The organism is Friedmanniella luteola, from assembly GCF_900105065.1.
Taxonomy (GTDB): Bacteria; Actinomycetota; Actinomycetes; order Propionibacteriales; family Propionibacteriaceae; genus Microlunatus; species Microlunatus luteolus.
In genome coordinates this window covers 3,421,208-3,445,360 of the sequence record NZ_LT629749.1, presented here as the reverse complement: position 1 = coordinate 3,445,360, position 24,153 = coordinate 3,421,208, and the positions used below count along the sequence as shown (strand labels likewise).

The following is a 24,153-nucleotide window of genomic DNA, read 5'->3' as shown; positions in this document are numbered from 1 at the left end:
GAGTCCCGCACGCCGCCGTCTCGGGGTCCGAGCCGGTGATCCCCGGCTGTCCGGGGCCGCCGTGCGAGGATCGAAGCGTGCCTGACAGAGACACGCAGCCAGCGCCCCCCTTCCTCCCCGTGCCCGTCGGCGACCTGGACCTGAGCCGTCCCGGCGAGGCCCCGACGCCCAACGCCGCCGGCCAGGTGCTGGCGCTCGTCCGGGTCCACGGCGTCCCCGTCGGGACCCTGGCCCTCCTCGAGCCCGGCGAGGGCGGGCCCGTCGACCTGCGGGCGCTCGCACTCGAGCGGCTGGGCGACGCGGTCGCCGCGCACCTCGCCGCCGACGGTCTGGCGGGGGCCGGCCCGGACGCCCTCCTGGACCCGACGGTGGTCTGCGCGGCCGCCCCGGTCGCGGACGACGTCCGCGTCAGCGTGGTCGTCTGCACCCTGGGCGAGGACCCCCGGCTGAAGCAGACGGTGGCCTCGGTGCTGGCGCAGACCCATCCCCACCTCGAGCTGGTGGTGGTCGACAACCAGCCCGCGTCCGGCCTGGTGCCCGCGCTGCTGCAGGACGTCGACGACCCCCGGCTCCGCGTCGTCGACCAGCCGCGCCGAGGGCTCTCCGCCGCGCGCAACGCCGGCGTCGCCGCGGCCACCGGTGAGCTGGTGGCCTTCACCGACGACGACGCCTTCGCCGACCCCGGGTGGCTGGCCCGGCTGGTGCGGCCCTTCGCCGTCGACCCGGCGGTGGTGTGCACCACGGGGCTCGTGCTGCCGGCCGAGCTCGCCACCCCGGCGCAGCTCTGGTTCGAGGAGTTCGGCGCCTTCGACAAGGGCTTCGTGCCCACGGTCTGGTCGACGCGACCGCCGCCGCCCGCCGTGGCCGCGCTCGGCGCCCGCGGGGACGGCGGCGTCCTCTTCCCCTACTCCGCCGGCGTGTACGGCTCGGGCAACAACATGGCGTTCCGGCTCGACTGGCTGCGCGGGCAGGCGCTCTTCGACGAGGCCCTCGGCGCGGGCAGCCCGACCCGCGGCGGGGAGGACCTCGACGCGTTCCTGGCCGTGATGTTCGACGGCCGCGCGCTGGTGTACGAGCCCGCCGCCGTCGTCCGCCACCACGCCCGGGCGGACATGGCCGCGCTGGAGCGCCAGATGTACGGCTACGGGAGCGGGATGGCCGCCGTGGTGGTCAAGCACGCCCTCCGGCCGCGACGGGCCCTCGAGATCGGCCGCCGGCTGCCGGCCGGGTTCCGCAAGCTGCTCGCGCCCGGCTCGGAGAAGAACGCGGGCCGCAGCGACCAGTTCCCGGCCGAGCTGGGCCGCTCCGAGCTGCGGGGGTACGCGGCCGGCCCCCTGCTCTACGTCCGGGCCCGGCGCGCGGCGCGGCGCTGAGCAGGACCTACGGGGGCGTCCCGCGGTCCCGGTCCGAGCCCAGCACGGCGCTGAGGCGCTCGCGCCACGTCGGGTGGGTGCGGAAGTGGCGGCAGGCTCCGGGCGCGCACAGCGCGCAGTCGGTGCCGCGACGGTAGTGCTCGTGCGCGGCACCGGGGTGCCCGCAGACGCAGGTGCCGGTCAGAGCACGCATGGACAGGCCTCCTCAGGTCCCCGCGGTACTCGAGGCGCTCAGAAGCATAGGGCAGCCGAGCCCGCTCCCGGACCGGTCGACGCCGGGTCCCGGCCGGCCCGTCCGACGGGTGTGCCGGACACCCGTGGAGCGTCCGGGATCGGCTAGTTTGTGCCGTCCCGTCCCGACCAGGTGACCCTGCCGGGAGCACCGGCTCCGACCCTGAGGACGCACATGAGGATCTCCGTCATCGGGTGCGGCTACCTCGGTGCCGTGCACGCCGCCTGCATGGCCCAGCTCGGTCACGAGGTGGTCGGGGTGGACGTCGACGCGGCCAAGGTCGAGGCCCTCGCCTCCGGCTCCGCGCCCATCTTCGAGCCGGGCCTGGAGGACCTCCTGCAGGCCGGGGCGGCGTCCGGGCGTCTCACCTTCGCGACCGGCACCGCGGCCGTCCGCGGGGCCCGGGTGCACTTCGTGGCCGTCGGGACGCCGCAGCGCCGCGGGGAGAACGCGGCCGACCTCAGCTACGTCGACGCCGCGATCGAGGGCCTCCTGCCGCACCTGGCTCCCGGCGACCTGGTCGTCGGGAAGTCGACGGTGCCCGTCGGCACCGCGGCCCGGCTGCAGGAGCGGCTCGACGAGGCGGGCAGCGGGGCGGTGCTGGCCTGGAACCCGGAGTTCCTGCGCGAGGGCTTCGCGGTCCGGGACACGATCAGCCCGGACCGGCTGGTCTACGGCGTGCCGGCCGGGGAGCCCGGCGAGCGCGCCCGGACGCTGCTGGACGAGGTCTACGCCGACGCGCTCGGCCGCGGCACCCCGCTGATCGTCACCGACTACGCGACGGCCGAGCTGGTCAAGGCCGCCGCGAACGCCTTCCTGGCCACCAAGATCTCGTTCATCAACGCGATGAGCGAGATCGCCGACGCCGCCGGCGCGGACGTCACCGCGCTGGCCGACGCGCTCGGCCACGACGTCCGCATCGGCCGGCGCTTCCTCAACGCCGGCATCGGCTTCGGCGGCGGCTGCCTGCCCAAGGACATCCGCGCGTTCACGGCCCGGGCGGAGGAGCTGGGGCGCGGGGAGTCGGTGGCGTTCCTCAAGGAGATCGACGCGATCAACCTGCGGCGCCGCCAGCAGATGGTCGACATGGTCGTCGAGGCGCTCGACGGCAGCGTGTTCCAGAAGAAGGTGACCGTCCTCGGCCTCGCCTTCAAGCCCGAGTCCGACGACGTCCGGGACTCGCCGGCGCTCGACGTGGCGGTCCGGCTGCACGGCCTCGGGGCGCACGTCGTGGCGACGGACCCGGCGGCGATCCCCACCTCGCTGCGGCTGCACCCCCAGCTGGGCTTCGCGACGGACACCCGGGACGCGCTGCGCGGGGCCGAGGCCGTCGTGCTGGTGACGGAGTGGCCGCAGTACCGCGACCTCGACCCCGTCGAGGTCGGCGGCCTGGTGGCCTCGAGGCTGGTCCTCGACGGCCGCAACGTGCTGGACGCCGCGGCCTGGCGAGCGGCGGGCTGGACCTACCGGGGGATGGGCCGGCCCTGACGGCGGCCGCCCGGGCCCCTTCGCGCGCCGTGCGCTCCCGGATGCGTGACCCTGCCCACGGCCCCGCGGTCGTCTGAGGTCGCACCGGTCGGGTACTCGAGCAGGTCCGCACCAGCTACAGGAGCACCCATGCAGACCAATGTCATCTCCCGCTCGCTGCACGACGTCGGCCTCTCCGCCTGGTTCGGCGGCACCCTCGCCAACGCCGTCGCGTTGAACCGTGCCGCCTCGGCCGCCGGCGACGCCCGCTCCACCGGCGCCGTCTCGAACGCCGGCTGGGACGCCTGGACCCCCGTCAACGCGGCCGCCATCGGCGCCCACCTCGTCGGCTCCGTCGGCCAGCTCGTCGGCAACAGCGAGCGCCTGGCCAGCCAGAAGGGCGTCCTCGCCATGTCGGTCGTCAAGACCGTCGTGACCGTCGCCGCGCTCGGGGCCACCGGCTACAGCCGGGTGCTGGGCCGCAAGGTGTCCGACCACGGCGCCGTCCCGGCCGCGTCCGGCACCGAGCCGGCCGCCACCACCCCGCCGGAGGTCGCGAAGGCGCAGAAGCAGCTCCAGCTGCTGCAGTGGGTCATCCCCGCCCTGACCGGCACCCTGCTGGTCGTCAGCAGCTACGCGGGCGAGCAGCAGCGCCCCACCTCGGTCCTGTCCGGCGTGACGGACCGGCTCAAGCTCGGCCGCTGACCACACCCCACCCGACGGGCGGAGGCACCGGACCCATGTCCGGTGCCCCCTGTTTGGGCCACCCGCACCCGGGTAACCTGCAACATCGGGACGGCGTTTACACCGTAAACAGCGGTGACCGCGAGGCCGTCCCAGGAGGAGCACCATCGTGAGCTTGACCACTGACCAAGCACGCACGCTCGCCGGTTCCGGCGGCAACGTCGTCTCCACCGACGGTGGCAAGATCGGCGGGATCGGCCAGATCTACCTGGACGACTCCACCGGTGACCCGACCTGGGTGACCGCGAAGACCGGTCTGTTCGGCACCAAGGAGTCCTTCGTCCCGCTCGAGGGCGCCAGCGTCCAGGGCGACGACGTCGTCGTGGGCTTCGACAAGGACAAGGTCAAGGACGCCCCGCGCGTCGACCCCGACGGCAACCTCTCGCCCGACGAAGAGGACCAGCTGTACGCGTACTACGGCCTGGGCTCCGGCTCCGGCGGCGCCGGTTACGCCGACTCCACCTCCGGGACCGGCACCGAGACGGGCATCGCCAGCGGCTACGTCGAGAACGCCTCCGACGCCGACTACACCGAGACCGCCACCACCGGCGGCAGCGGCACCGGGACCGGCTTCGCCGCCGGCACCGGCACCACGGACCGTGACGACGACGTCGACAGCAGCCGCGGCGCCGTCGGCCACGACACCTCGGGCCCGACGACCGACGAGGCCATGACCCGCTCCGAGGAGCAGGTCAAGGTCGGCACCACCACCCGCGAGACCGGTCGGGCCCGGCTGCGCAAGTACGTCGTGACCGAGAACGTCACCGAGACCGTCCCGGTCAGCCACGAGGAGGTGCGGCTCGAGCGCGAGCCCATCACCGAGGCCAACCGCGGCGACGCGTACGACGGTCCCGCCATCAGCGAGGAGGAGCACGAGGTCGTCCTCCACGCCGAGGAGCCGGTCGTCCAGAAGGAGGCCGTCCCGGTCGAGCGCGTCCGCCTCGACAAGGAGACGGTCACCGACCAGGAGACCATCTCCGAAGAGGTGCGCAAGGAGCAGATCGAGCTCGACGGCGACGCCGACACGAGGCGCTGACCTCGGTTCTCGGAACCGCAGATGCTGCCGTCGCTCCCCTACCCTTGGGGAGCGGCGGCAGTTCCGCGTCCGGAGCCGGCACGAAGGGCCCGGCACGAGCGAGGACCGCGCCACGGATCACGAGGAGAACCCATGAGCAGCGCAGTCAACCCCGGTCCCGGCACCGGGGAGCGCCGTCCCGGCACCCCGGGCGGCGCGACGGGCCACCAGGAGCTGGTGGCCCGGCAGAAGGAGCAGTTCGGCGGGATGAAGTTCGGCTGCTCGTTCTTCGGGTGGCTGACCGCCACCGGGACAGCCGTCCTGCTGACCGCCCTGCTGGCGGCGGTCGGCGCCGCGCTGGGCGTCAACGGCATCTTCGGTGCCCAGCCGGCCGACAGCCAGATCCGCACCATCGGGCTGGTCAGCGGCATCGTGCTGCTGGTCGTCGTCCTGGTGGCCTACTTCGCCGGCGGCTACGTCGCCGCGCGGATGGCGCGGTTCAGCGGCGTCAAGCAGGGCCTCGGCGTGTGGCTCTGGGCGCTGATCTTCACCATCGTCGTCGGGGTGCTCGGCTTCATCGCCGGCAACCAGGTCGACCTGCTGAGCCGGGCCAGCGGCCTGCCGCGGCTGCCGGTGGACGGTGACGCGCTGGCCGGTGGCGGGATCATCACCGTCGCGGCGATCGTCCTGATCAGCCTCGTGGGCGCCCTGCTCGGCGGGCTCGCCGGCATGCGCTACCACCGTCGCGTGGACCGGGCGGGCTTCGAGGAGGCCTGAGCCCCGCACGCCCGACGCACGACGCGCCGGTGGTCCCCGCGGGGACCACCGGCGCCGGCGCGCCCGGACCCCGGCGGGCTCAGCCCGAGGGCAGGACGGACGAGCGGACCCGGGGCCGGGCGGCAGCGGCGAACCAGCCGCGGCAGAGCAGGACCGCCAGCGCCAGCTCGACGGCGTCGCCCGCGTAGTACATGACCATCGCCCCGGCCTGGACGGTCGCCGGGTCGACGGCGGTCGGCGGCGCGGCGTACAGCGACTTGGCGAGGACCCCGTGCGCGGCCATCGCGACCACCAGGGCGATGGCCCGGTGGCGGTGCGAGCGGCGGTGGGGGAGCGGGTCGCGGCCCACCAGCACCGCGGCCAGCAGGTAGCCGGCCAGCACCAGGTGGACGTGCACCAGCAGGTGCACGCCCGCAGACGTGTGGGTCCAGCCCAGCAGCGGCGTCCGGTAGAGGAGCCACAGCCCGCCGAGGTCGAGCAGCACCACGGTGGCCGGCTCGGTCAGCACCCGCAGCGGCCGGCTCCGCAGCACGCCGCTCAACCGGCGGGCGGCCGGCACCGGCAGGGCCCGCAGGGCCAGGCTGACGGGCGACCCGAGGGCCAGCAGCAGCGGTCCCAGCATGCCGACCAGGACGTGGGCGACGGCGTGGGCGCGGAAGTCGCCCGGCCCTCCACCGTCCCCGTGCGCGGCCGCGGCGAGCGGTCCGCTCGTGCCGACCGCGACGGCGAGGGCACCGGCCAGCCAGCACAGCGTCCGGCCACGCGGCCAGGACCGCCGTCCGGCCTCGCGCCGCACGGCCACCAGGTAGCCGGCGACGGCGGGCACCGCGAGCAGCAGCACGAGCACGGCGGTCGGGTCGGGACCGTGGCTCCCGTGCTCACCCACCGGCAGCGGCGCGGCGGTCCCGCCGGCCGACGACGACCCCGGCCACCACCAGCGCGACGGCGACGACGTCCCACGCCAGGTCGTAGGGCGCCAGGTCGACGTCGTAGCGGATCTGGTGCAGGCCCAGCAGCTTGTGCTGCACCGTGCCGTCGTAGAGCTGGAAGGCTCCCGCGCCCACCAGCAGCCCACCGACCCAGCGCGCGGTCACCAGCTCCGCCCGCCGGCGCAGGGCGGCGAACCAGAACAGCCCCGCCACGACGGCGAACCACCCGAAGGCGTGGAACAGCCCGTCGGAGACCAGGCCGGCCTCGGGCGTCGAGCGGTCGTAGAAGTGGTGCCAGTGCAGCAGCTGGTGGAAGACGGTCTCGTCGACGAAGGCGGCCACCCCCACCCCGACCAGGGCCCCCGACCACCAGCTCGCCGCACGCGGCGTGCGGGTCGGTCGGGTCTGCGGGACGGCCTGGCTCACGGGATGCTCCTCGGGTGCGGTCGGTGACGCTCGGTCTACCCGGTGCCTCCCGGGCCCAACCTCCGGCGAGCCGACCGCGCGCGACCCCGGCCCGCGGCGCCACCGGTCCGGTGACGCCGCCCGGTCACACCGCCCGGGCCGGCGCCATCAGCCGCTCCAGCGTCACCCGGGCGCCGTGCTCGTGCAGCGAGGTCAGCGTCTCCAGGTAGGGGCCGGTGAAGCCCGGCTCGTCGACCAGGTCCCCGAACAGCCGCCGGTTGGCCACGAAGGCCAGCGGTTCGTCCTGCTGCCGACGGGCGGTCGCCGTCAGCTCCTCGGCCAGCCGGTCGACCACCTGGATCGGCTCGCCCTGCTCGTCCACCGCCTCGGCGTACCGGGCCCAGCTGGCGACGACCGCGGCCGCGAGCCGGGTGCCGCGGCCGGCCGCCAGGTTGATCCGGATCACGGGCAGCAGCCACTTGGGGATCCGGTCGGAGCTCTCGGCGCACAGCCGCGCCACCGTGTCGCGGACCGCGTCGTTGGAGAAGCGGGCGATCAGCTCGCTCTTGTAGGCCTCGAGGTCCATGCCGGGCACGGGCGGCAGGGTCGGCGTGCCCTCGTCGTCCATGTAGGCGCGCAGGAACCGGGCGAAGAGCGGGTCCTGCGCCACCTCGTGGACCAGCCGGTAGCCGGCGAGGTGGCCGAAGTAGCAGAGCGCCTGGTGGCTGGCGTTGAGCAGCCTCAGCTTCATCAGCTCGTAGGGTTCGACGTCGGCGACGACCTGGACCCCGACCTCCTCCAGCGGCGGTCGGCCCAGCGTGAACTGGTCCTCCAGCACCCACTGGGTGAACGGCTCGCACACAACGGGCCAGGCGTCGTCGAGGCCGAAGCGGGCGGCGATCTGCACCTTGTCGTCCTCGGTGGTGACCGGGGTGATCCGGTCGACCATCGAGTTGGGGAAGCGGACCTCCTCCCGCACCCAGGCGCCCAGCCCGGGGTCCCGGAGCTCGGCGAAGGCCGCGAAGACCTGCTGGGCCATGTGCCCGTTGCCGGGGATGTTGTCGCAGGACATCACGGTGAACGGGGGCACGCCCCGGTCCCGGCGGCGGGCGAGCGCCTCGGTGACGAGCCCGAACGTGGTGGCCGGCGCCGCGCCGGGAGCGAGGTCGGCCTGCACGGCCGGGTTCTCGGCGTCGAACTCGCCGGTGACGGGGGAGAAGTTGTAGCCGCCCTCGGTGACCGTCAGCGAGACGATCCGGGTGGCGGGGTCGGCCATCTTCTCGATGACGGCCTCCGGGTCGTCCGGGGCAAAGAGGTAGTCGACGATCGAGCCGACCACCTTGGGGGTCCAGCTGCCGTCGGGGGCCTTGAGCACCAGGGTGTAGAGGCAGTCCTGCGCGGCCATGGCGTCCCGCATCCGCGCGTCGGCGGCCATCACGCCGACGCCGCAGATGCCCCAGTCCAGCGCCTTGCCCTGGTCCATCAGCCGGTCCAGGTACATCGCCTGGTGCGCCCGGTGGAAGCCGCCGACCCCGAAGTGCACGATCCCCGCCGTCACCGCCGACCGGTCGTAGCCGGGCACGGGCACCTCGAGCGCGCCCAGCTGGGCGGTCTCGAGATGGGTGAGGGCACCAGCGGTCATCGTCGACTCCTCGGTCACGGGCGGGCAGAGCCATGTATAACGCAGCGGCCCCTCCGATGCCCACCCCGACGGGCCCGGGTTGCTCCGGCTGCCCGGACGGCCGGGCACCCCGACCGTCCGGCCTCGCGGGCCCCGCCGACGGCTGGCGGCGGGCGCTCGGGGGACCGCCGGCGGCCCGTCGCGTCGGGCGGCCGGAGCGGCGTCGCTCCCTAGGATGGAGGGGTGTCTGGTATCCCCGTCGGCAGTCCTCCGGTCCCGCCCGGCCGCCACGCGGCCCCGTCCGGCTGGTACGCCGACCCGCTGGACGGCGCTCAGGAGCGGTACTGGGACGGCTGGCAGTGGGCGCGCACCACCCGGCCCCGCGAGGGCGCCGCCCCGGCGGGCCCGTCCCAGCCCGGGTACCCCCAGGGTCAGCAGCCGGACCAGCCCCAGCAGCAGGGCCACCCGCCGCAGCAGGGCTACCCGCCCCAGCAGGGGTATCCGGCCCAGCCGGGCTACCCGGCCCAGCCGGGCTACCCGGCCCAGCCGGGCCACCTGCCGGCGGGCTACCCGGGCCAGCCCGGTGGGCGCCCGGGGCAGGCGACCTTCACGGCCGACGGCGTCCCGCTGGCCGGCTGGTGGTGGCGGGTGCTGGCCGCGGTCGTCGACGGGTTCGTCGTCGGCCTGCTGGTCACGCTGGCCACCCTGCCGTTGCTGCTGCCGGTGCTGGAGCGGGTCTCCGCCTACTTCGCCGAGGCGGTGGCGGCAGCGGAGCGGGGCCTGCCGCAGCCGGTGCTCGACCAGCAGAGCCTGATGTCCACCGGCGACCAGCTGCTGCTGGCGCTGGCCTCCGTCGGGCTCACGTTCGTCTACCACGCGGTGTTCCTGCGCTGGCGCGGAGCGACGCCCGGGAAGCTGCTCTGCTCCCTGCGGGTGGTCCCCGTCGACGCGGGCCGCAGCCCGGGCGGGCTGGACTGGCGACGGTCCCTCACCCGGGCCCTGGTCTGGGCCGCCCCCGGGCTGAGCCTGCTGCTGGGGCCCTTCCAGCTGCTCGACGCGCTGTTCCCGCTCTGGCAGCCCCGGCGCCAGGCGATCCACGACCTGCTGGCCCGGACGCAGGTCGTCCGCCGCTGAGCCGTGGGGCCCCGGCCGACGACGGTGGCACCGACCTCGGCGTCCGGCGTGCCGGGGGCCACGGTCGTGACTATATTGAGCGCAGGCCGGGGCGCCGGGAGGTCGCACGTCCCCGCCGTCAGCCTTCCCCTTCCGTCTGCCCGTCCAACCAAGGGTGCCCGTGCCTCGACCGCGTCGTGTGCTGCGTCCGGCCTGCCTGGCCGCCGTCGCCGCGCTGGCCTGCGCCCCGGCTCTGACGACCGCGCCCGCGCTGGCCGACGTCACCGACGGCACCCTGAGCGTCACGGTGGCCGTCGACCTGGACGCCGACGGGAGCTACGACCCCGAGACGGACGGCCGGCAGGCCGGCGTGCACGTCACGGTCGCCGACGCCGGCGGTGGCACCGTGTCCGGCAGCACCGACGACGAGGGCCGCTTCGTGGTGGAGCCGACGGCCCAGCTCGCCGGGGGCCGCTACTTCGTCACCGCGCAGGTGCCGGACGGCCTGGGGTTCGTGCCGGCCGCGCCCAGCGACTCCTTCGCCCCCTTCAGCTCCACCGTCGACGTGAGCGCGGGTAGCCAGTCCGTCACGCTCGGCGTGGTGGCCGCCCCTCCGACGGCCGAGCCCACCCCCACCGAGCCGGACCCCACCCTCCAGGTGAGCGAGGAGCCGGAGCCCGCCGTCCCCGAGACCCGGCGGGTGGTCGAGGAGGAACCGCGCTTCGCGGTCGGCGACCGCGTCTGGGACGACGGTGACGGGGACGGCCGCCAGGACGACGGCGAGCCGGGGCGCGGCGGGGTGAGCGTCCAGCTGCTCGACGGGGACGGCGGTGTCGTCGGGTCGACCACCAGTGACGGTGACGGCCACTACCTCTTCGACGACCTGCCCGCCGGCACCTACGCCCTCCGCTTCGCGGGTCTGGGGGGCGGTTCCAAGCTCAGCCCGGCCGGCGTCGGTCCCGCGGCCGCGGACTCCGACCCCGACTACACCGGCGTCACCCCGTCCTTCACCCTCGACCGCGGGGAGGGCGACGTCCGCCCCGTCGACGCCCGGGACGGACTCCGCGCCGACTACCTCAACGCAGCCGTCGACGCCGGGGTGGCGCCGTTGCGCTTCGCCATCGCCTCGGTCGTCTGGCAGGACCTCGACGTCGACGGCCTGCTCGAGCCCGCCGAGCCCGCCGGCCGCGCCCGGGTCCTCCTGCTGGACGGCACGCGCGTCGTGGCGACCACCACGACCGACGACCAGGGCCGCTACCGGTTCTCCGGGCTGCGGGAGGGCTCCTACCGGGTCCGGTTCGCCGACCTGGGCGCGCACCGGGTGCTGACCCGGCAGCGGGTCGGCAGCAACCGGGCCGTCGACTCCGCCCCGGACCCGGTGACGGCGACGTCGGAGCCGTTCCGGCTGGCGCAGGGCACGGCCGACCTGGTACCGGGCTCGGAGGTCGGTGACGCCGACGCGGACTTCGTGCTCACCTCGGTCAACGCCGGCACGGTCGGCAGCTACACCATCACCAACCGGGTCTGGCGCGACCGGAACGGCAACGGCGTCCGGGACGCGGGCGAGCCGGGCGTCGCCGGAGTCGTGGTGGAGCTGCTGGACGGCGCCGGCGACGTCGTGGCGACGACCCAGACGGCCGCCAGCGGACGCTTCAGCTTCGACCGGCTGCCCGAGGGGCAGTACCGGCTCCGGTTCCCCACGCTGCCGCGCGGTCTGCACTTCACGACCCCCCGGGCCGGCACGGATCCCACCACCGACTCCGACGTCTACGGCAACGCGCTGACGGCCCCGATCAGCGTCGGCGAGGGCAACCCCGTCGAGACGCAGGTGGCCGCCGGGCTCACGACGTCGGCGACGGCCGCCGCGGGGACCGCACCCCCGCCGGCGACGCCGACCGCCACCGCCGCCACCGCCGCCACCCCGACCGTCGCCAGTCCGGCGGCCGCGGTCGCCGGCAGCGGCGCCAGCCCGCTCCTGCCGGCCCTGGCGGGCCTGCTGCTGGTCGCCGTGGGCGCCGGCGTCCTCCTTCGGGCCCGGCTCCGCCGCCGCTGACCCTCAGCCGGCGTGGAGCGCGCCCAGGGCGGTGAGGTCGGCCAGGGCCGCCCCCAGGTCGGTGCTGACCGCCCGGAGCCGCCGTCGGACCCGGGTCGCGGTGGCGGCGTCCCAGCGGGCCAGGCCGGCCCGCACTCGCCCCGGGTCCGTCCCGCTCAGCAGCGCCGCGGCCTCGGCCGGCTCGGCGCCGTCGACCAGCGCCTCGACCAGCATGGCCAGCCCGAGCACCGCGAGCCCCGGCCGTCCGGTCCCCGGCGGCAGGACGACGGCGAACGGCAGGTCGGCCTCGACCAGGACCGACAGCCGGTCGGCGAGCGCGACCGCGTCGGCGCCGGCCGCCGCGGTCACCCGGGCGAGCAGCCCGGCCGCCTCGACGGCCTCCACCGCCCGCACCCAGCCGGGGACCGCCGGGAGCTCGACGAAGACCGCCACGTCGGTCAGGGTGGCGGCCGCCGCCGCGACCCGGCCGACGGCACCGCTGAGGTCGTCCAGGTCGCGCAGCACCGTCTCCACGGCCTCGACGCGCAGCCCCGACGCCGACCGGCCGGCCAGCGCGGCCACGCCGCCAGCCCCCCCGGAGGCCTCGACGGTCACCGGCCAGGCCGCCGACCCGGGCAGGGTCGCCCGGACCCGGCCGGTGGCGACGAGCGCCGTGTCGGGCACGACGAGACGGCCGACGGCGGCGGCGTGCCCGCCGTCGCGGTGCCGGGCGTGCTCGGCGACGACGGTCGTCGGGTCCGTCCCCGGGGCCGGGCGGTCGTCGAGCAGGTGCTCCAGCAGCGTTGTGGTGACGGCGTCCATCTCGGCAGACTAGAGCCGGGCCGGGCGTCGGCCCACCCGCGGGAGGAGCCGGGATGGGCGCGACGTACGACGCGGCGCAGGCCGCGGCGGCGCTGGAGCTGCTGCGCGGGCTGTGCCTGGCCCTGCCGCGGGTGACGGAGCGGCCCAGCCACGGCGGTCCCGCGTTCTTCGCCGATCCGCGCTGCTTCGCGATGTTCCTCGACGACCACCACGGCGACGGCCGGCTGGCGCTGTGGTGCGCGGCGCCCGACGGCGTCCAGGCCGAGCTGGTGGTGCTGGAGCCCGACCGCTTCTTCCGACCGCCCTACGTGGGTCACCGCGGCTGGCTCGGCGTGCGGCTGGACCAGGTCGAGCGCGACGAGCTGGCGGCCGTGGTGCTGGACGCGTACCGCTGCACGGTGTCGGCGCGCGGCCGCCGTGAGCTGGACGCGCGCACGTCCCAGCAACGCCGCGGCCCGAGCGCTCAGCCCGGCAGGACCGGGTAGCGGACCCCGGTCAGCTCCTCCGACGCGGTCCAGAGCCGGGCGGCCAGGGTGCTGTCGCTGGCTTCGGCGCTGCGGCCGACGAGCGTCGGGTGGCCCCGCATCTCCGACCGCCCGTCCGGACCGACGTAGCTGCCGCCCGGGAGGTCGGCGACCGCGGCGTAGAGGGTGGGCAGCGCGCCCTGGGCGTCGGACTGGGCGAAGATCCGGTTGGCCGCCCCGGTCAGCAGGTCGAGGAACCGGCCGTGCCCGCCCTGCAGGTTGGTGGCGGCGTAGCCCGGGTGCGCGGCCAGCGCGCGGACGGGGGAGCCGTCGGCCACCAGCCGGCGCTCGAGCTCCAGGGTGAACAGCAGGTTGGCCAGCTTCGACTGCCCGTAGGCGCCGTAGGGGCTGTAGCGGCGGCGCTCCCAGTTGAGGTCGTCCAGCACGACCCGGCCCCGGCGGTGGAGCCCGGAGGAGACGGTGACCACCCGGTCCGTCACCGCGGGCAGCAGCAGGTTGGTCAGCGCGAAGTGGCCGAGGTGGTTGGTGCCCAGCTGCATCTCGAAGCCGTCGGCGGTGCGCTGCTGCGGCACGGCCATCAGCCCGGCGTTGTTGACGAGCACGTCCAGCGGGCCCGACCAGCCGTCGGCGAAGCGGCGGACCGAGGCCAGGTCGGCCAGGTCCAGCACGCGGACCTCCACGTCACCGGTCATCGCGCGGGCGGCCTCCTCGCCCCGGCCCCGGTCCCGGACCGCCAGCACCACCCGGGCGCCGACGGCCGCCAGGGCGGCCGCGGTCTGCCGGCCGAGCCCGCTGTTGGCCCCGGTGACCACGTAGGTGCGGCCGGTCTGGTCGGGCAGGTCGTCGGTCGTCCAGCGCGTCATGGCGCCACTGTAGGTCGGCCGGGACGGCCGGTCCCGTCGTCGTCGGCGAGGCGTGGACGGGTGGTGGGTCTGCCCGCCCCCGTCCACGGCTCTCCGGCGGGGAGGGGCCGAGGCTCAGCGGCGCACCTCGACGCCGGCGGCCCGGAGCTGGGCGAAGGTCGCGTCGAGCCGTTCGGGGGCGACGGCGGCGGTGAGGCCCAGCAGCACGGTGGTGCGGAAGCCGGCGGCCGCCGCGTCGAGCGCGGTGGCCCGGACGCAGTGGTCGGTGGCGATGCCGCAGATCTCGACCTGCTCCACCCCGCGCTCCCGCAGGAAGGTCGCGAGCGCGGTCCCGTCGGCGGACCGGCCCTCGAAACCGGAGTAGGCGGCGGCGTGCTCGCCCTTGTCGAAGACGGCGTCGAACGGCCGCGCGGCCAGCGCGTCGTGCAGCTCGGCCCCCGGGGTCCCCACGACGCAGTGCGGGGGCCAGCTGTCGACGTAGTCCGGGGTCGCGGAGAAGTGGGCACCCGGGTCGACGTGGTGGTCGCGGGTGGCGACGACGGTGCCGTAGCCGGGTCCCGACGCGAGCAGCGCCTCGATCGCGGCCGCCACGGCGGCACCACCGGCCACCGCCAGCGCACCGCCCTCGCAGAAGTCGCGCTGGACGTCGACGACGAGCAGCGCGGTGCTGCTCCCGCCCGCGGCGCCGGTCACCGGCCCGCCGGCGCGTACGGGTTGCCCTGCACGGCGCCGGCCCCGGCGTAGACGGTCTCGACCACCGGCTCCCCGCGCGACATCTTGAGGGCCTCGAGCGGCAGCTCGGCGCGGGCCCGGCGGTGCCGGTCCCGCGCGGTCTCCAGGGACTCCCGGCCGACGATCTCGCCGTCGGTGACCAGCGGCACCAGCAGCTCCCGGTCGTCGGAGTCGTGCCGGGAGACGGCGCCGATGCCGACCAGCTCGGCCTCCGCCACCCCGGCCCGCGACAGCCGGCGGACGGCGTACTTCCGGCCGCCGACGGAGATCTTGTCGGCGCTCTTCTTGGCCACCGGCGTCATCGGGGCGCCGGGCTCGTCGGACTCGGCGCGGGCCACCAGCTTGTACACGAACCCGCTGGTCGGCGCGCCGCTGCCGGTGACCAGGGCGGTGCCCACGCCGTAGCCGTCGACGGGGGCACCGGACAGGGCGGCGATCGTGAACTCGTCGAGGTCGCTGGTGACGATGATCCGCGTGCCGGTCGCCCCGAGGGAGTCCAGCAGCGCGCGCACCTGGGTGGCCATCAGGGCCAGGTCCCCGGAGTCGAGCCGGACGGCGCCCAGCCGGCCGCCGGTGAGCTCCACCCCGGTCCGGACGGCGGCCTCGACGTCGTAGGTGTCGACCAGCAGGGTGGTGTCCTCCCCGAGCGCGGCGATCTGGGCGGCGAAGGCGGCCCGCTCGTCGGCGTGCAGCAGGGTGAACGAGTGGGCCGAGGTGCCGCGGGTGGGCACCCCGTAGCGGCGACCGGCCTCGAGGTTGGAGGTGGCCTCGAACCCCGCGACGTAGGCCGCCCGGGCGGCGGCGACCGCCGCCAGCTCCTGGGTGCGCCGCGAGCCCATCTCGATGCACGGCCGGTCGCCCGCCATCGCGGTCATCCGGGAGGCGGCGGAGGCGATGGCCGCGTCGTGGTTGTAGATGCTGAGCAGCACCGTCTCCAGCACGACGCCGGCGGCGAAGCTGGACTCGACGACGACGATGGGGGAGCCGGGGAAGTAGATCTCGCCCTCCGGGTAGCCCCAGATGCTGCCGTCGAAGCGGAAGTCGGCCAGCCAGTCGGCGGTGCGGTCGTCGACCACGGACGCCCCGCGCAGGAACTCCAACGACTCGGTGTCGAAGCGGAAGTGCTCCAGGGCCCGCAGCGCGCGGCCCACCCCGGCGACCACCCCGTAGCGGCGGCCGGGCGGCAGCCGTCGGGCGAACAGCTCGAACACGCACGGCCGGTCGGCCGTCCCCGCCTGCAGGGCGGCCTGCAGCATGGTCAGCTCGTAGTGGTCGGTGAGCAGGGCGGTGGTCGGCACCTCGCGGGGGCCCCACGCGGCGACGGCGGCGGGCGCCGGGTCCGGGACGGTCACGGGGGCAACCCTAGCCAGCCCGGTGCCGGTGCCGGTGCTGCCCGGGGTGGGCCACAATGGGGGCCATGTCCGGAACCGAGGGGGTGCCCGTCGTCCCCGCCGGGGGGACGGCGGTCGTCGAGCGTCCGCTCGAGCAGACGACGCCGCAGACGCCGTGGGTCACCATCGTCTGGGACGACCCCGTCAACCTGATGTCCTACGTCACCCACGTCTTCGTGACCTACTTCCACTACTCCAAGAGCAAGGCCGCGAAGCTGATGATGCAGGTCCACAACGACGGCAAGGCGATCGTCTCCAGCGGCTCGCGCGAGGAGATGGAGCGCGACGTCGGCGCCATGCACGAGTACGGCCTGTGGGCGACGATGGACCGAGCCGATGACTGAGCCGGCCCGGACCGCCGGGGCGACCGCCGCGTGAAGAAGTTCAGCCGCCGTCGCGGGGTGGTCAGCACCTCGCTCAGCAGCTACGAGGTCGAGCTGCTGACATCCCTGGTCAACCAGCTCGTCGAACTGGTCTCCGACGGCGAGCCCGAGCACTTCAGCGCGACGGGGGCGAGCAGCGACCCGTTCGAGCGGCTCGTCCGCGACCTGCAGGCCGAGCCCGACGCCCCCGAGGTGTCCGACGACCCGGTGCTGCGCCGGCTGTTCCCCAACGCCTACCCGCACGACGCGTCGGCCTCGTCGGACTTCCGCCGCTTCACCGAGCGCGACCTGCGGGGCAAGAAGGTGGACGACGCCCGCGTGGTGCTCCGCGACCTGGAGCAGACCGCCGGCGGCAGCCGCGACCTGCGGGTCGACCCGGCCGACGCGGGGGCCTGGCTGCGCACCCTGACCGGGGTCCGGCTGGCCGTCGCGACCCGGCTCGGCATCACCGACGCCGAGAGCGCCGAGGAGCTGGCCGAGCTGCCCGACGAGGACCCGCGCAGCTACATGATGAGCGTCTACGACTGGCTCGGCTTCGCGCAGGAGACCCTGATCGCGTCCCTGTGACCACGGGTCCCGCGGCGGGGGCCGGCACCCGGCACCCCCCGCTGGCCCCCCACTTCACACCCCTCCGGTGGTCCGCGCACCCTCGGCACGGGGTGTGAAGTACGTCGACGGGGTGTGAAGTGGGGGACGAGGCCCTGCCCCGGCACCAGCCCCCGGCAGCAGCCGCGGGCGCCCGGCCGGGCGCCCGGACCGCGGCGCGGTGAGGTCGCCCGCACCCTCGACCTCACCGGGCGCCGGGTGACCTCTCGGGAATGGTGAGGCCCGGAACGCCTCTGTAACACATCTCACAGTAATGTCTCGCCATGACTACTCCAGCGGTCGAGGACGTCCAGCGGCACAGCGAGCTCAAACGCTCGATCACCGGCAAGCAGCTGTACTTCTACGTGGTCGGCGACGTCCTCGGCTCGGGGATCTACGTGCTCGTCGGCCTGGTGGCCGCGGCCGTGGGCGGGGCCTTCTGGATGGCCTTCCTCGCCGGCGTCGCGATCGCCGCCATCACCGGGCTCGCGTACGCCGAGCTGGTCACCAAGTACCCCCAGGCGGCGGGGGCGTCGCTCTACATCAACAAGGCGTTCCGCAGCCCCCTGCTGACCTTCTTCATCACGATCTGCATGCTGTCGGCCAACATGGCCGCGGTGGGCTCGCTGGCCTCGGGCTTCGTGCGCTACTTCAGCGGGGTCGTCGGGTTGTCCGAGGAGTCGATCTGGGGCGCCACCGTGGTCGCGCTGGTCTTCGTCGGCATCATCACGGTCATCAACCTCATCGGGATCACCGAGTCGGTGGTGGCGAACGTCGTGATGACCTTCATCGAGCTCACGGGCCTGGTCATCGTCGTGATCATCGGGGTGATCGCCCTGGTGGAGGGGGTCAACAGCCCGTCGGTCCTGCTGCAGTTCAGCGCCGAGGGCTCGCCGGTGATCGCCGTCCTGGCCGGCGTCTCGCTCGCCTTCTTCGCCATGACCGGGTTCGAGAACGCGGCCAACGTGGCCGAGGAGACCATCAACCCGTCCCGCGCCTTCCCGCGGGCGCTGATCGGCGGCATGCTGACCGCGGGCGTGGTCTACGTCCTGGTCTCCATCGCCGCGGCCCTCGCGCTCCCCATCGACGTGCTGGCCGGCAACACGCTGCTCGAGGTCATCCGCGCCGACCTCTTCTTCATCCCGGCGACGATCATGATCGTCGTCTTCGGGCTGATCGCCATGGTCGCCATCAGCAACACCACGCTGGTCACCGTGGTCGCCCAGTCCCGGATCCTGTACGGGATGGCCCGCGAGGACGTGGTGCCGTCGGTGTTCGCCAAGGTCCACCCGACGCGGCGCAGCCCCTACGTGGCCCTGCTCTTCGGCGCCGCGGTGGTCGGTGCCCTGCTGGTGATCGGCGCGGCGATCCGCGCGAGCCAGGCGGGGCTCCCCGAGGAGCAGCAGCTGGACGTCGTCGACCGCCTGGCCACCATCACGGTGGTGTTCCTGCTCTTCATCTACGCGCTGGTGATCGTGGCCTGCCTGAAGCTGCGCGGCCAGGACGAGACCTCCGACACCTACCGGGCCAGCACCCCGCTGCTGGTCATCGGCATGCTCGGCAACCTGGCCGTGCTGGCCTACACCCTGATCGACGACCCGGCGGCGCTCCTGTGGGTGGCCGGCCTGCTGGCCGTCGGTCTGGTGCTGTTCCTCGCCGAGAAGTTCTTCGGCCACAAGAAGGACGGACCCCGCGGCCCCGGCGCCGCGGACCCGCAGGCCGTCGACCCGTCCTCCTCCACCCACCAGGAGATCTGAGCCATGCACTGCATCGTCACCACCGACGGCTCCCGCGCGTCCCTGGTCGGGGCCAAGCAGTTCAAGTGGATCGCCGACTCCCGCGAGATCACCGACGTGACCGTGATCGCGGTCGTGAGCCCGTTCGCCGCGGTGCCGTTCGCCAACGAGATCGGTCCGCAGGGGTCCACCGAGCTGACGGACCTCAGCTTCCAGCACGAGGCGCAGACCGCGGTCGACCTCGTGGCGGCCACGTTCGACGGCTGGGGGCCGGCGATCCACAAGCAGGTGCGCAGCGGCTCCCCGGCCCAGGAGATCGTCCGCGCGGCCGAGGACCTCGGCGCCGACCTGATCTCCATGGCCGCGGGCAGCCGGGGCCTCACCCCGACGATCCTGCTGGGCAGCACCGCCTCGCGGGTGCAGCACTCGGCGCCGTGCCCGGTGCTGATCTGCCGGCCCACGCCCCGCAGCGAGCGCGCCACCGGCTGAGCCGGGCCGCCCGGCCGGGCCCGTGGGCGGACGGGCCCGGTCTAGTGTGCTCGGCATGAGCGACGCGCTGGACCTGCCCGGCCTGGGTTTCCCCCTGACCCCCTCGTCGCCGGGGGTGTGGCGCACGGACGAGGACGGCACCGTCGTCGCCGAGGCCCCCGGGCACACCGACCTCTACGTCAACCCGGGCGGGTCCGGCTCGGCCGACGCCGAGTCGCTGCTGAACGCCGCCACCCTGCTGGGCTCCCCGCCGGCCGGGGACTTCCAGCTCAGCGCCCGGGTGTCGGTCGACTTCGCCGCCCAGTTCGACGCCGGCGTGCTGCTCCTCTGGCTCGACGACACGCACTGGGCCAAGCTCTGCTTCGAGCGGTCACCGGCCGGCGAGCCGATGGTGGTCTCCGTGGTCACGCTCGGGCTGTCCGACGACGCGAACTCCTTCGTCGTCCCCGAGCGCTCCGTGTGGCTGCGGGTGTCCCGCGTCGACCGGGTCTACGCGTACCACGCCTCCACCGACGGGATGGACTGGGCGCTGGTGCGGGTCTTCAGCCTCGGCGACGCGCTGGCCGAGCACCGGGTGGGCCTGGAGGTCCAGTCGCCCACCGGTGAGGGCTGCACGGTCCGGTTCGAGTCCCTGCGCTTCGTCGAGGACCGGTTGGCCGACCTCCGCGACGGCTCCTAGCTGTCGGTCCTCGCTCCGCGTGGCCGGTCCTCGCCCCGAGCGGAGCAAGGACCGGCTGCACCCCGTCGCCGATCCGTGGACTGGAGTGGGCATCCGCGTCCGAGCGGGGCGAGGACCAACCACTAGGCTCGCCGCCGTGCTGAGGATCGCCCGTGCCCACGTGGACGCCATGGTGGCCCACGCCCGTGCCGACCACCCGGACGAGGCGTGCGGGGTGGTCGTCGGACCGGCCGGCTCCGACGTGCCCGCCCGGTTCGTGGCCATGACGAACGCGGACCGCTCGCCGACCTTCTTCCGGTTCGACCCCACCGAGCAGCTGCGGCTCTACCAGGCGATGGACGACGCCGACGAGGAGGTCGTGGTCGTCTACCACTCCCACACCGCGACGGAGGCCTACCCGTCGCGCACCGACATCGCCTACGCCTCCGAGCCGCAGGCCCACTACGTCCTCGTCTCGACCGCCGAGTCGGGAGCCACCGAGGGCCCGGTGTCGGTGCGCTCCTACCGCATCGTGGACGGCGTGGTCACCGAGGAAGAGCTCACCATCACGGAATAGGCCCCTGGCGGCCGCTGTTGGACCGGAGGTCGTGCGCAGCGCGGCTGTGCGGCGAGGAGAGGTAGGACCATGACGGTAGAGGTGCGGATCCCGACGATCCTGCGGACGTTCACCGGCGGCGAGAAGGCCGTCCAGGGTGCGGGCGCCACGCTGGCGCAGGTGATCGACGACGTCGAGAGCCGCCACCCCGGGCTGAAGGCCCGGCTGGTGGAGTCGGACAACCTGCGGCGCTTCGTCAACGTCTACGTCAACGACGAGGACGTCCGGTTTACCGGCGGGCTCGAGGCCCCCACCGTCGACGGCGACATCGTGGTCGTCCTGCCGGCCGTGGCCGGCGGCGCCTGAGCCGCGGCCACCCCGTGACGCGCTACCACTCGCTGGCCGACTCCGTCGGGAACACCCCGATGGTGGGCCTGCCCGCGCTGTCCCCGAGCGACCGCGTCCGGCTGTGGGCGAAGCTGGAGGACCGCAACCCGACCGGGTCGATCAAGGACCGCGCCGCCTTCAACATGATCCGGGTGGCCGAGGCGTCCGGGCAGCTGAAGCCGGGGGCGACGATCCTCGAGCCGACCAGCGGCAACACCGGCATCTCGCTCGCCATGGCGGCCAAGCTCGGCGGCTACCGGATGATCTGCGTGATGCCGGAGAACACGTCGGTGGAACGTCGCCAGATCCTCGCCATGTGGGGCGCGGAGATCGTGTCCTCCCCGGCCGCCGGCGGCTCCAACGAGGCCGTCCGGGTGGCCAAGGAGCTGGCGGCCGAGCACCCCGACTGGGTGATGCTCTACCAGTACGGGAACCCGGCCAACGCCGAGGCGCACTACCTGACCACCGGCCCCGAGATCCTCGAGGACCTGCCCGAGGTCACCCACGTGGTCGCCGGGCTCGGCACGACCGGCACGCTGATGGGGATCGGCCGCTTCTTCGCCGACAAGAAGCCCGACGTGAAGATCGTCGCGGCCGAGCCGCGCTACGGCGAGCTGGTGTACGGGCTGCGGAACCTCGACGAGGGCTTCGTCCCCGAGCTGTACGACCCGCAGTACGTCACCTCGCGGTTCTCCGTCGGCTCCCGCGACGCGATCCGCCGGGTTCGGGAGCTGCTCGAGCGGGAGGGCATCTTCGCCGGCCTCTCCACCGGCGCCATCGTCCACGCCGCGCTGGCCCAGGCCGCCCGGGCCGAGAAGGCGGGGGAGTCCGCCGACATCGTCCTGATCATCTGCGACGGCGGCTGGAAGTACCTCTCCACCGGCGCCTACACGACGGACCTGGACGCGTCCGAGGACTTCCTCGACACGCAGGTCTGGGCCTGACCCTCCGCTCCCCGGGCCCGTCGAGCGCCGTTCCCTGAGCTCGTCGGGAGGGCCTCGCTCGTCGAGCCGGACCACCGCTCCCCGAACTCGTCGCAGGGCCTCAGCGGGGTCAGCCGGAGCCGCGCCGTCTCAGCCAGCCGGCCAGTGCGGGTCGCGGCCGGCGCCGCCGAGGAGCCGGTCGAGGAGGGGCGCGTCGGCGGGGACCGGGACGACGGGGCCGAAGAGGCCGTCGCGGGCGGCGGGGTCGTCGGGGGTGCCGGACACCAGCTGCCAGGCGGCCTCGAGGTTGGCCGGGGCGACGTGGAAGGACTGCCCGGTCGCCACCGCGAGGTCCCAGCCGTGCAGGACCAGCTCGTCGTTGGCCACCAGGCCCAGCACCGCTCCCGGCATCTCGACGCCGCCGGCCACGGCCGTCCCCGACCAGGCCTCCGGCTGGTGCCAGGCGGTGACCAGCGCGTCCAGCCGGGCCGGCAGCTGCTCGCGCCAGGCGTCCGGCAGCCGCAGCGCGGCGGGCGACGGTGCGGTCCGGGTGGTCGGGCCGTCGACCTTGGCCGCGGCGTCGGCGAAGGCCACCGACAGGCCCAGGACGTGGGCCAGCAGCTGGTGCACCCGGATCTGGCAGGGCGTCTCGCCCCCGAGCTGGTCGTCGGTCAGGTCCGCCGCCAGACGGGCGATCTCGGCCGCGGGCGCGCGGAGGTCCAGCAGGGTCGTCTGCGGTGAGGTCATGCGGGGTCAGACCGGCCCCTAGACTCATCGCCCGTGACCGTCGACGCCGGACCCGCAGCCGGGCGGGGCACCGAGGCGCCGGTCGGGATCTTCGACTCCGGCTTCGGGGGGCTGACCGTCGCCCGGGCCGTGATCGACCAGCTGCCGCACGAGGACCTCGTCTACCTCGGCGACACCGCGCGGTCGCCCTACGGCGAGCAGCCGATCGCCAGCGTCCGCGAGTTCGCCCTGGAGTGCCTCGACCACCTCGTCGACCAGGGCGTCAAGGCCCTCGTCATCGCCTGCAACTCCGCCAGCGCCGCCGTGCTCCGGGACGCCCGCGAGCGGTACTCGGTGCCCGTCGTCGAGGTGATCCTGCCCGCGGCCCGCCGGGCGGTGGCGGCCACCCGCAGCGGCCGGGTCGGCGTCATCTGCACCCAGGCGACCGCGACGTCGGAGGCCTACGACGACGCGTTCGCCGTCGCCCCGCAGGTCGAGCTGCTGACCGTCGCCTGCCCGCGCTTCGTCCCGTTCGTCGAGGCCGGCGTGACCGGCGGGCCGGAGCTGCTCGCCTGCGCCGAGGAGTACCTCGCGCCGCTCCGCGCGGCCCGGATCGACACCCTGGTCCTGGGCTGCACCCACTACCCGCTGCTCACCGGTGTGCTGTCCTACGTGCTGGGCGACGGCGTCACCCTGGTCTCGAGCGCCGACGAGTGCGCCAAGGACGTCTACGCCGTGCTGACGCGGCGTGGCCTGACGCACGACCAGCCGCGGGCCGCGTCGCACCGCTTCCTCACCACGGGCGACCCGGCGGCCTTCGAGGGCGTCGGGCACCGGCTGATGGGTGGTCTCGTCAACGGGGTCGAGCAGTTCGCATGAGCGAGGAGGCGGCGTGGAGCTGACGGTCGTGGGCAGCAGCGGATCGGTGTCCGGCCCGGACTCCCCGGCGTCCAGCTACCTGGTCCGTGCCCCCTTCGAGGGTGGCACCTTCGCCCTGGTGCTGGACCTCGGGCCGGGGTCGATGGGGGCGCTGTACCGCTACCTGGACCCGCGGGACGTGGGCGCCGTGGCGCTCAGCCACCTGCACACCGACCACTGCCTCGACCTCTGCGCGTTCTACGTGGGCGCCCGCTACTCACCGTCGGCGCCCTGGCCCTCGATCCCCTTGCTCGCCCCGCCGGGTGCCCGGGAGCGGCTGGTCGCGGCCTACCGGGTGCCCGGGGAGGACGCCGTCGAGGACGACCCGGAGACCGGCATCGGCGCGCACTTCCAGCACCGGGACTGGGCGCCGACCCAGCGGGTGGGCCCGTTCCGCCTCGACGCCGCACGGGTCGTCCACCCGGTCGAGACCTACGCCGTCCGGGTCACCGAGGAGGTGCCCGACGGCGGCAGCCTGGTGTTCAGCGGCGACACCGGGCCCTGCGAGGCGCTGGTCGAGCTGGCCACCGGGGCGGACCTGCTGCTGGCCGAGGCCTCGTTCCGCGACGTGCCCGGCAACCCGCCCGACCTGCACCTGACGGGCCGGGAGGCCGCCGAGGCCGCCCACCGGGCCGGCGTCGGCAGCCTGGTGCTCACCCACATCCCGCCGTGGCACGACCGCGACGCGGTGCTGGCCGAGGCGCTGCCGCACTTCGACGGCCCCGTCGCGCTGGCCGCGCCGGGGGCCGCCTGGACCATCGGGCCACGCTGACGGCCGCGTCGGGAACTGT

At 74.8% G+C, this 24,153-nt stretch carries 27 protein-coding genes; 18 read left to right on the top strand and 9 right to left on the bottom strand.

The features are described 5' to 3' along the window. Positions 1–77: 77 nt before the first annotated feature. Positions 78–1,373, top strand: a complete 1,296-nt coding sequence (locus tag BLT72_RS22310; protein WP_157720534.1) for a glycosyltransferase family 2 protein — start codon at positions 78–80, stop codon at positions 1,371–1,373. Positions 1,374–1,380: 7 nt separating this feature from the next. On the opposite strand, the gene BLT72_RS16275 is transcribed toward BLT72_RS22310, so the two are convergent. Further along, on the bottom strand, positions 1,381–1,566 hold the full coding sequence (locus BLT72_RS16275) for a hypothetical protein (RefSeq protein ID WP_091414078.1): 186 nt from the start codon (positions 1,564–1,566) through the stop codon (positions 1,381–1,383). A gap of 213 nt (positions 1,567–1,779) precedes the next feature. Here BLT72_RS16275 and BLT72_RS16270 point away from each other — a divergent pair, with 213 nt between their 5' ends. From BLT72_RS16270 to BLT72_RS16255, 4 genes are all read left to right on the top strand, one after another. Then, positions 1,780–3,093: a UDP-glucose dehydrogenase family protein gene (locus BLT72_RS16270; RefSeq protein ID WP_091414077.1), complete on the top strand. Its 1,314-nt coding sequence runs from the start codon at positions 1,780–1,782 to the stop codon at positions 3,091–3,093. Between the two features lie 129 nt (positions 3,094–3,222). Further along, the gene (locus BLT72_RS16265; protein WP_091414075.1) at positions 3,223–3,777 is read left to right on the top strand and encodes a hypothetical protein; all 555 of its coding nucleotides are present in this window, start codon (positions 3,223–3,225) and stop codon (positions 3,775–3,777) included. Positions 3,778–3,925: 148 nt separating this feature from the next. Next, a complete protein-coding gene (locus BLT72_RS16260; protein ID WP_231930093.1) occupies positions 3,926–4,852 on the top strand; it encodes a YsnF/AvaK domain-containing protein in 927 nt (308 codons plus the stop codon). Between the two features lie 132 nt (positions 4,853–4,984). Further along, positions 4,985–5,608 (top strand): hypothetical protein, encoded by a 624-nt coding sequence (locus tag BLT72_RS16255; RefSeq protein WP_091414074.1) that lies wholly within the window; start codon positions 4,985–4,987, stop codon positions 5,606–5,608. A 79-nt stretch (positions 5,609–5,687) separates the two neighbouring features. Here the strand turns inward: BLT72_RS16255 and BLT72_RS16250 are convergent, their stop codons facing one another. The 3 genes from BLT72_RS16250 to BLT72_RS16240 all read right to left on the bottom strand — a co-directional run bounded on the left by BLT72_RS16250 (position 5,688) and on the right by BLT72_RS16240 (position 8,584). Then, a complete protein-coding gene (locus BLT72_RS16250; RefSeq protein ID WP_157720533.1) occupies positions 5,688–6,494 on the bottom strand; it encodes a cytochrome c oxidase assembly protein in 807 nt (268 codons plus the stop codon). Continuing rightward, positions 6,487–6,963, bottom strand: a complete 477-nt coding sequence (locus BLT72_RS16245) for a DUF2243 domain-containing protein (protein WP_091414072.1) — start codon at positions 6,961–6,963, stop codon at positions 6,487–6,489. The genes BLT72_RS16250 and BLT72_RS16245 overlap by 8 nt, the downstream gene beginning before the upstream one ends. 124 nt (positions 6,964–7,087) lie before the next feature. Further along, positions 7,088–8,584: a mannitol dehydrogenase family protein gene (locus BLT72_RS16240; RefSeq protein ID WP_091417655.1), complete on the bottom strand. Its 1,497-nt coding sequence runs from the start codon at positions 8,582–8,584 to the stop codon at positions 7,088–7,090. A gap of 222 nt (positions 8,585–8,806) precedes the next feature. On the opposite strand from BLT72_RS16240, the gene BLT72_RS16235 reads away from it, so the two are divergent. Together BLT72_RS16235 and BLT72_RS16230 are read left to right on the top strand one after the other, a co-directional pair. Continuing rightward, on the top strand, positions 8,807–9,697 hold the full coding sequence (locus BLT72_RS16235) for an RDD family protein (RefSeq protein WP_091414071.1): 891 nt from the start codon (positions 8,807–8,809) through the stop codon (positions 9,695–9,697). A gap of 160 nt (positions 9,698–9,857) precedes the next feature. Next, positions 9,858–11,729: an SdrD B-like domain-containing protein gene (locus BLT72_RS16230; protein ID WP_157720532.1), complete on the top strand. Its 1,872-nt coding sequence runs from the start codon at positions 9,858–9,860 to the stop codon at positions 11,727–11,729. A 3-nt stretch (positions 11,730–11,732) separates the two neighbouring features. Here BLT72_RS16230 and BLT72_RS16225 read toward each other — a convergent pair whose 3' ends face one another. Continuing rightward, complete coding sequence (locus BLT72_RS16225; RefSeq protein ID WP_091414068.1) at positions 11,733–12,530, bottom strand: hypothetical protein; 798 nt, start codon at positions 12,528–12,530, stop codon at positions 11,733–11,735. A 53-nt stretch (positions 12,531–12,583) separates the two neighbouring features. Here BLT72_RS16225 and BLT72_RS16220 point away from each other — a divergent pair, with 53 nt between their 5' ends. Then, on the top strand, positions 12,584–13,015 hold the full coding sequence (locus BLT72_RS16220; RefSeq protein WP_091414067.1) for an MmcQ/YjbR family DNA-binding protein: 432 nt from the start codon (positions 12,584–12,586) through the stop codon (positions 13,013–13,015). Here BLT72_RS16220 and BLT72_RS16215 read toward each other — a convergent pair. The 3 genes from BLT72_RS16215 to BLT72_RS16205 form a co-directional block, all read right to left on the bottom strand. Continuing rightward, on the bottom strand, positions 12,994–13,878 hold the full coding sequence (locus BLT72_RS16215) for an oxidoreductase (RefSeq protein ID WP_091414066.1): 885 nt from the start codon (positions 13,876–13,878) through the stop codon (positions 12,994–12,996). The two genes, BLT72_RS16220 and BLT72_RS16215, sit on opposite strands and share 22 nt — an antisense overlap. Before the next feature lie 114 nt (positions 13,879–13,992). Continuing rightward, on the bottom strand, positions 13,993–14,571 hold the full coding sequence (locus BLT72_RS16210) for an isochorismatase family protein (protein WP_091414065.1): 579 nt from the start codon (positions 14,569–14,571) through the stop codon (positions 13,993–13,995). Then, positions 14,568–15,866, bottom strand: coding sequence for a nicotinate phosphoribosyltransferase (locus BLT72_RS16205; RefSeq protein ID WP_231930660.1), 1,299 nt, complete (start codon positions 15,864–15,866; stop codon positions 14,568–14,570). The genes BLT72_RS16210 and BLT72_RS16205 overlap by 4 nt, the downstream gene beginning before the upstream one ends. A 152-nt stretch (positions 15,867–16,018) precedes the next feature. On the opposite strand from BLT72_RS16205, the gene clpS reads away from it, so the two are divergent. The 8 genes from clpS to BLT72_RS16165 all read left to right on the top strand — a co-directional run bounded on the left by clpS (position 16,019) and on the right by BLT72_RS16165 (position 21,739). Further along, positions 16,019–16,345: an ATP-dependent Clp protease adapter ClpS gene (gene clpS, locus BLT72_RS16200; RefSeq protein ID WP_425349212.1), complete on the top strand. Its 327-nt coding sequence runs from the start codon at positions 16,019–16,021 to the stop codon at positions 16,343–16,345. A 30-nt stretch (positions 16,346–16,375) separates the two neighbouring features. Next, entirely contained in the window at positions 16,376–16,951 is a 576-nt protein-coding gene (locus BLT72_RS16195) for a DUF2017 domain-containing protein (RefSeq protein ID WP_091414062.1), read from the top strand. Positions 16,952–17,253: 302 nt separating this feature from the next. Further along, entirely contained in the window at positions 17,254–18,726 is a 1,473-nt protein-coding gene (locus BLT72_RS16190; protein WP_091414061.1) for an APC family permease, read from the top strand. Between the two features lie 3 nt (positions 18,727–18,729). Next, a complete protein-coding gene (locus tag BLT72_RS16185; protein WP_091414060.1) occupies positions 18,730–19,194 on the top strand; it encodes a universal stress protein in 465 nt (154 codons plus the stop codon). A 55-nt stretch (positions 19,195–19,249) separates the two neighbouring features. Next, complete coding sequence (locus BLT72_RS16180) at positions 19,250–19,873, top strand: DUF1349 domain-containing protein (protein ID WP_091417654.1); 624 nt, start codon at positions 19,250–19,252, stop codon at positions 19,871–19,873. A gap of 136 nt (positions 19,874–20,009) precedes the next feature. Next, complete coding sequence (locus tag BLT72_RS16175) at positions 20,010–20,429, top strand: M67 family metallopeptidase (RefSeq protein WP_091414059.1); 420 nt, start codon at positions 20,010–20,012, stop codon at positions 20,427–20,429. A 69-nt stretch (positions 20,430–20,498) separates the two neighbouring features. Further along, positions 20,499–20,774 (top strand): MoaD/ThiS family protein, encoded by a 276-nt coding sequence (locus BLT72_RS16170; RefSeq protein WP_091414058.1) that lies wholly within the window; start codon positions 20,499–20,501, stop codon positions 20,772–20,774. Positions 20,775–20,788: 14 nt separating this feature from the next. Next, positions 20,789–21,739, top strand: coding sequence for a PLP-dependent cysteine synthase family protein (locus BLT72_RS16165; protein ID WP_091414057.1), 951 nt, complete (start codon positions 20,789–20,791; stop codon positions 21,737–21,739). 129 nt (positions 21,740–21,868) lie between these two features. Here BLT72_RS16165 and BLT72_RS16160 read toward each other — a convergent pair whose 3' ends face one another. Further along, positions 21,869–22,465: a TIGR03086 family metal-binding protein gene (locus BLT72_RS16160; protein ID WP_091414056.1), complete on the bottom strand. Its 597-nt coding sequence runs from the start codon at positions 22,463–22,465 to the stop codon at positions 21,869–21,871. A 33-nt stretch (positions 22,466–22,498) separates the two neighbouring features. Here BLT72_RS16160 and murI point away from each other — a divergent pair, with 33 nt between their 5' ends. Next, positions 22,499–23,323: a glutamate racemase gene (murI, locus tag BLT72_RS16155; protein ID WP_091414055.1), complete on the top strand. Its 825-nt coding sequence runs from the start codon at positions 22,499–22,501 to the stop codon at positions 23,321–23,323. 13 nt (positions 23,324–23,336) lie between these two features. Further along, a complete protein-coding gene (locus BLT72_RS16150) occupies positions 23,337–24,134 on the top strand; it encodes an MBL fold metallo-hydrolase (RefSeq protein ID WP_091414054.1) in 798 nt (265 codons plus the stop codon). Positions 24,135–24,153 lie beyond the last annotated feature (19 nt).

Bases quoted from the DNA above. Each gene is read 5' to 3' on its own strand.
- BLT72_RS16240 (WP_091417655.1), bottom strand. From the start codon at position 8,584: ATGACCGCTGGTGCCCTCACCCATCTCGAGACCGCCCAGCTGGGCGCG.
- BLT72_RS16190 (WP_091414061.1), top strand. From the start codon at position 17,254: ATGACTACTCCAGCGGTCGAGGACGTCCAGCGGCACAGCGAGCTCAAA.
- BLT72_RS16185 (WP_091414060.1), top strand. From the start codon at position 18,730: ATGCACTGCATCGTCACCACCGACGGCTCCCGCGCGTCCCTGGTCGGG.
- BLT72_RS16160 (WP_091414056.1), bottom strand. From the start codon at position 22,465: ATGACCTCACCGCAGACGACCCTGCTGGACCTCCGCGCGCCCGCGGCC.
- BLT72_RS16180 (WP_091417654.1), top strand. From the start codon at position 19,250: ATGAGCGACGCGCTGGACCTGCCCGGCCTGGGTTTCCCCCTGACCCCC.
- BLT72_RS16220 (WP_091414067.1), top strand. From the start codon at position 12,584: ATGGGCGCGACGTACGACGCGGCGCAGGCCGCGGCGGCGCTGGAGCTG.
- BLT72_RS16275 (WP_091414078.1), bottom strand. From the start codon at position 1,566: ATGCGTGCTCTGACCGGCACCTGCGTCTGCGGGCACCCCGGTGCCGCG.
- BLT72_RS16170 (WP_091414058.1), top strand. From the start codon at position 20,499: ATGACGGTAGAGGTGCGGATCCCGACGATCCTGCGGACGTTCACCGGC.
- BLT72_RS16225 (WP_091414068.1), bottom strand. From the start codon at position 12,530: ATGGACGCCGTCACCACAACGCTGCTGGAGCACCTGCTCGACGACCGC.
- BLT72_RS16265 (WP_091414075.1), top strand. From the start codon at position 3,223: ATGCAGACCAATGTCATCTCCCGCTCGCTGCACGACGTCGGCCTCTCC.
- BLT72_RS16205 (WP_231930660.1), bottom strand. From the start codon at position 15,866: ATGCTGCAGGCCGCCCTGCAGGCGGGGACGGCCGACCGGCCGTGCGTG.
- clpS (WP_425349212.1), top strand. From the start codon at position 16,019: ATGGGGGCCATGTCCGGAACCGAGGGGGTGCCCGTCGTCCCCGCCGGG.
- BLT72_RS16255 (WP_091414074.1), top strand. From the start codon at position 4,985: ATGAGCAGCGCAGTCAACCCCGGTCCCGGCACCGGGGAGCGCCGTCCC.
- BLT72_RS16270 (WP_091414077.1), top strand. From the start codon at position 1,780: ATGAGGATCTCCGTCATCGGGTGCGGCTACCTCGGTGCCGTGCACGCC.
- BLT72_RS16215 (WP_091414066.1), bottom strand. From the start codon at position 13,878: ATGACGCGCTGGACGACCGACGACCTGCCCGACCAGACCGGCCGCACC.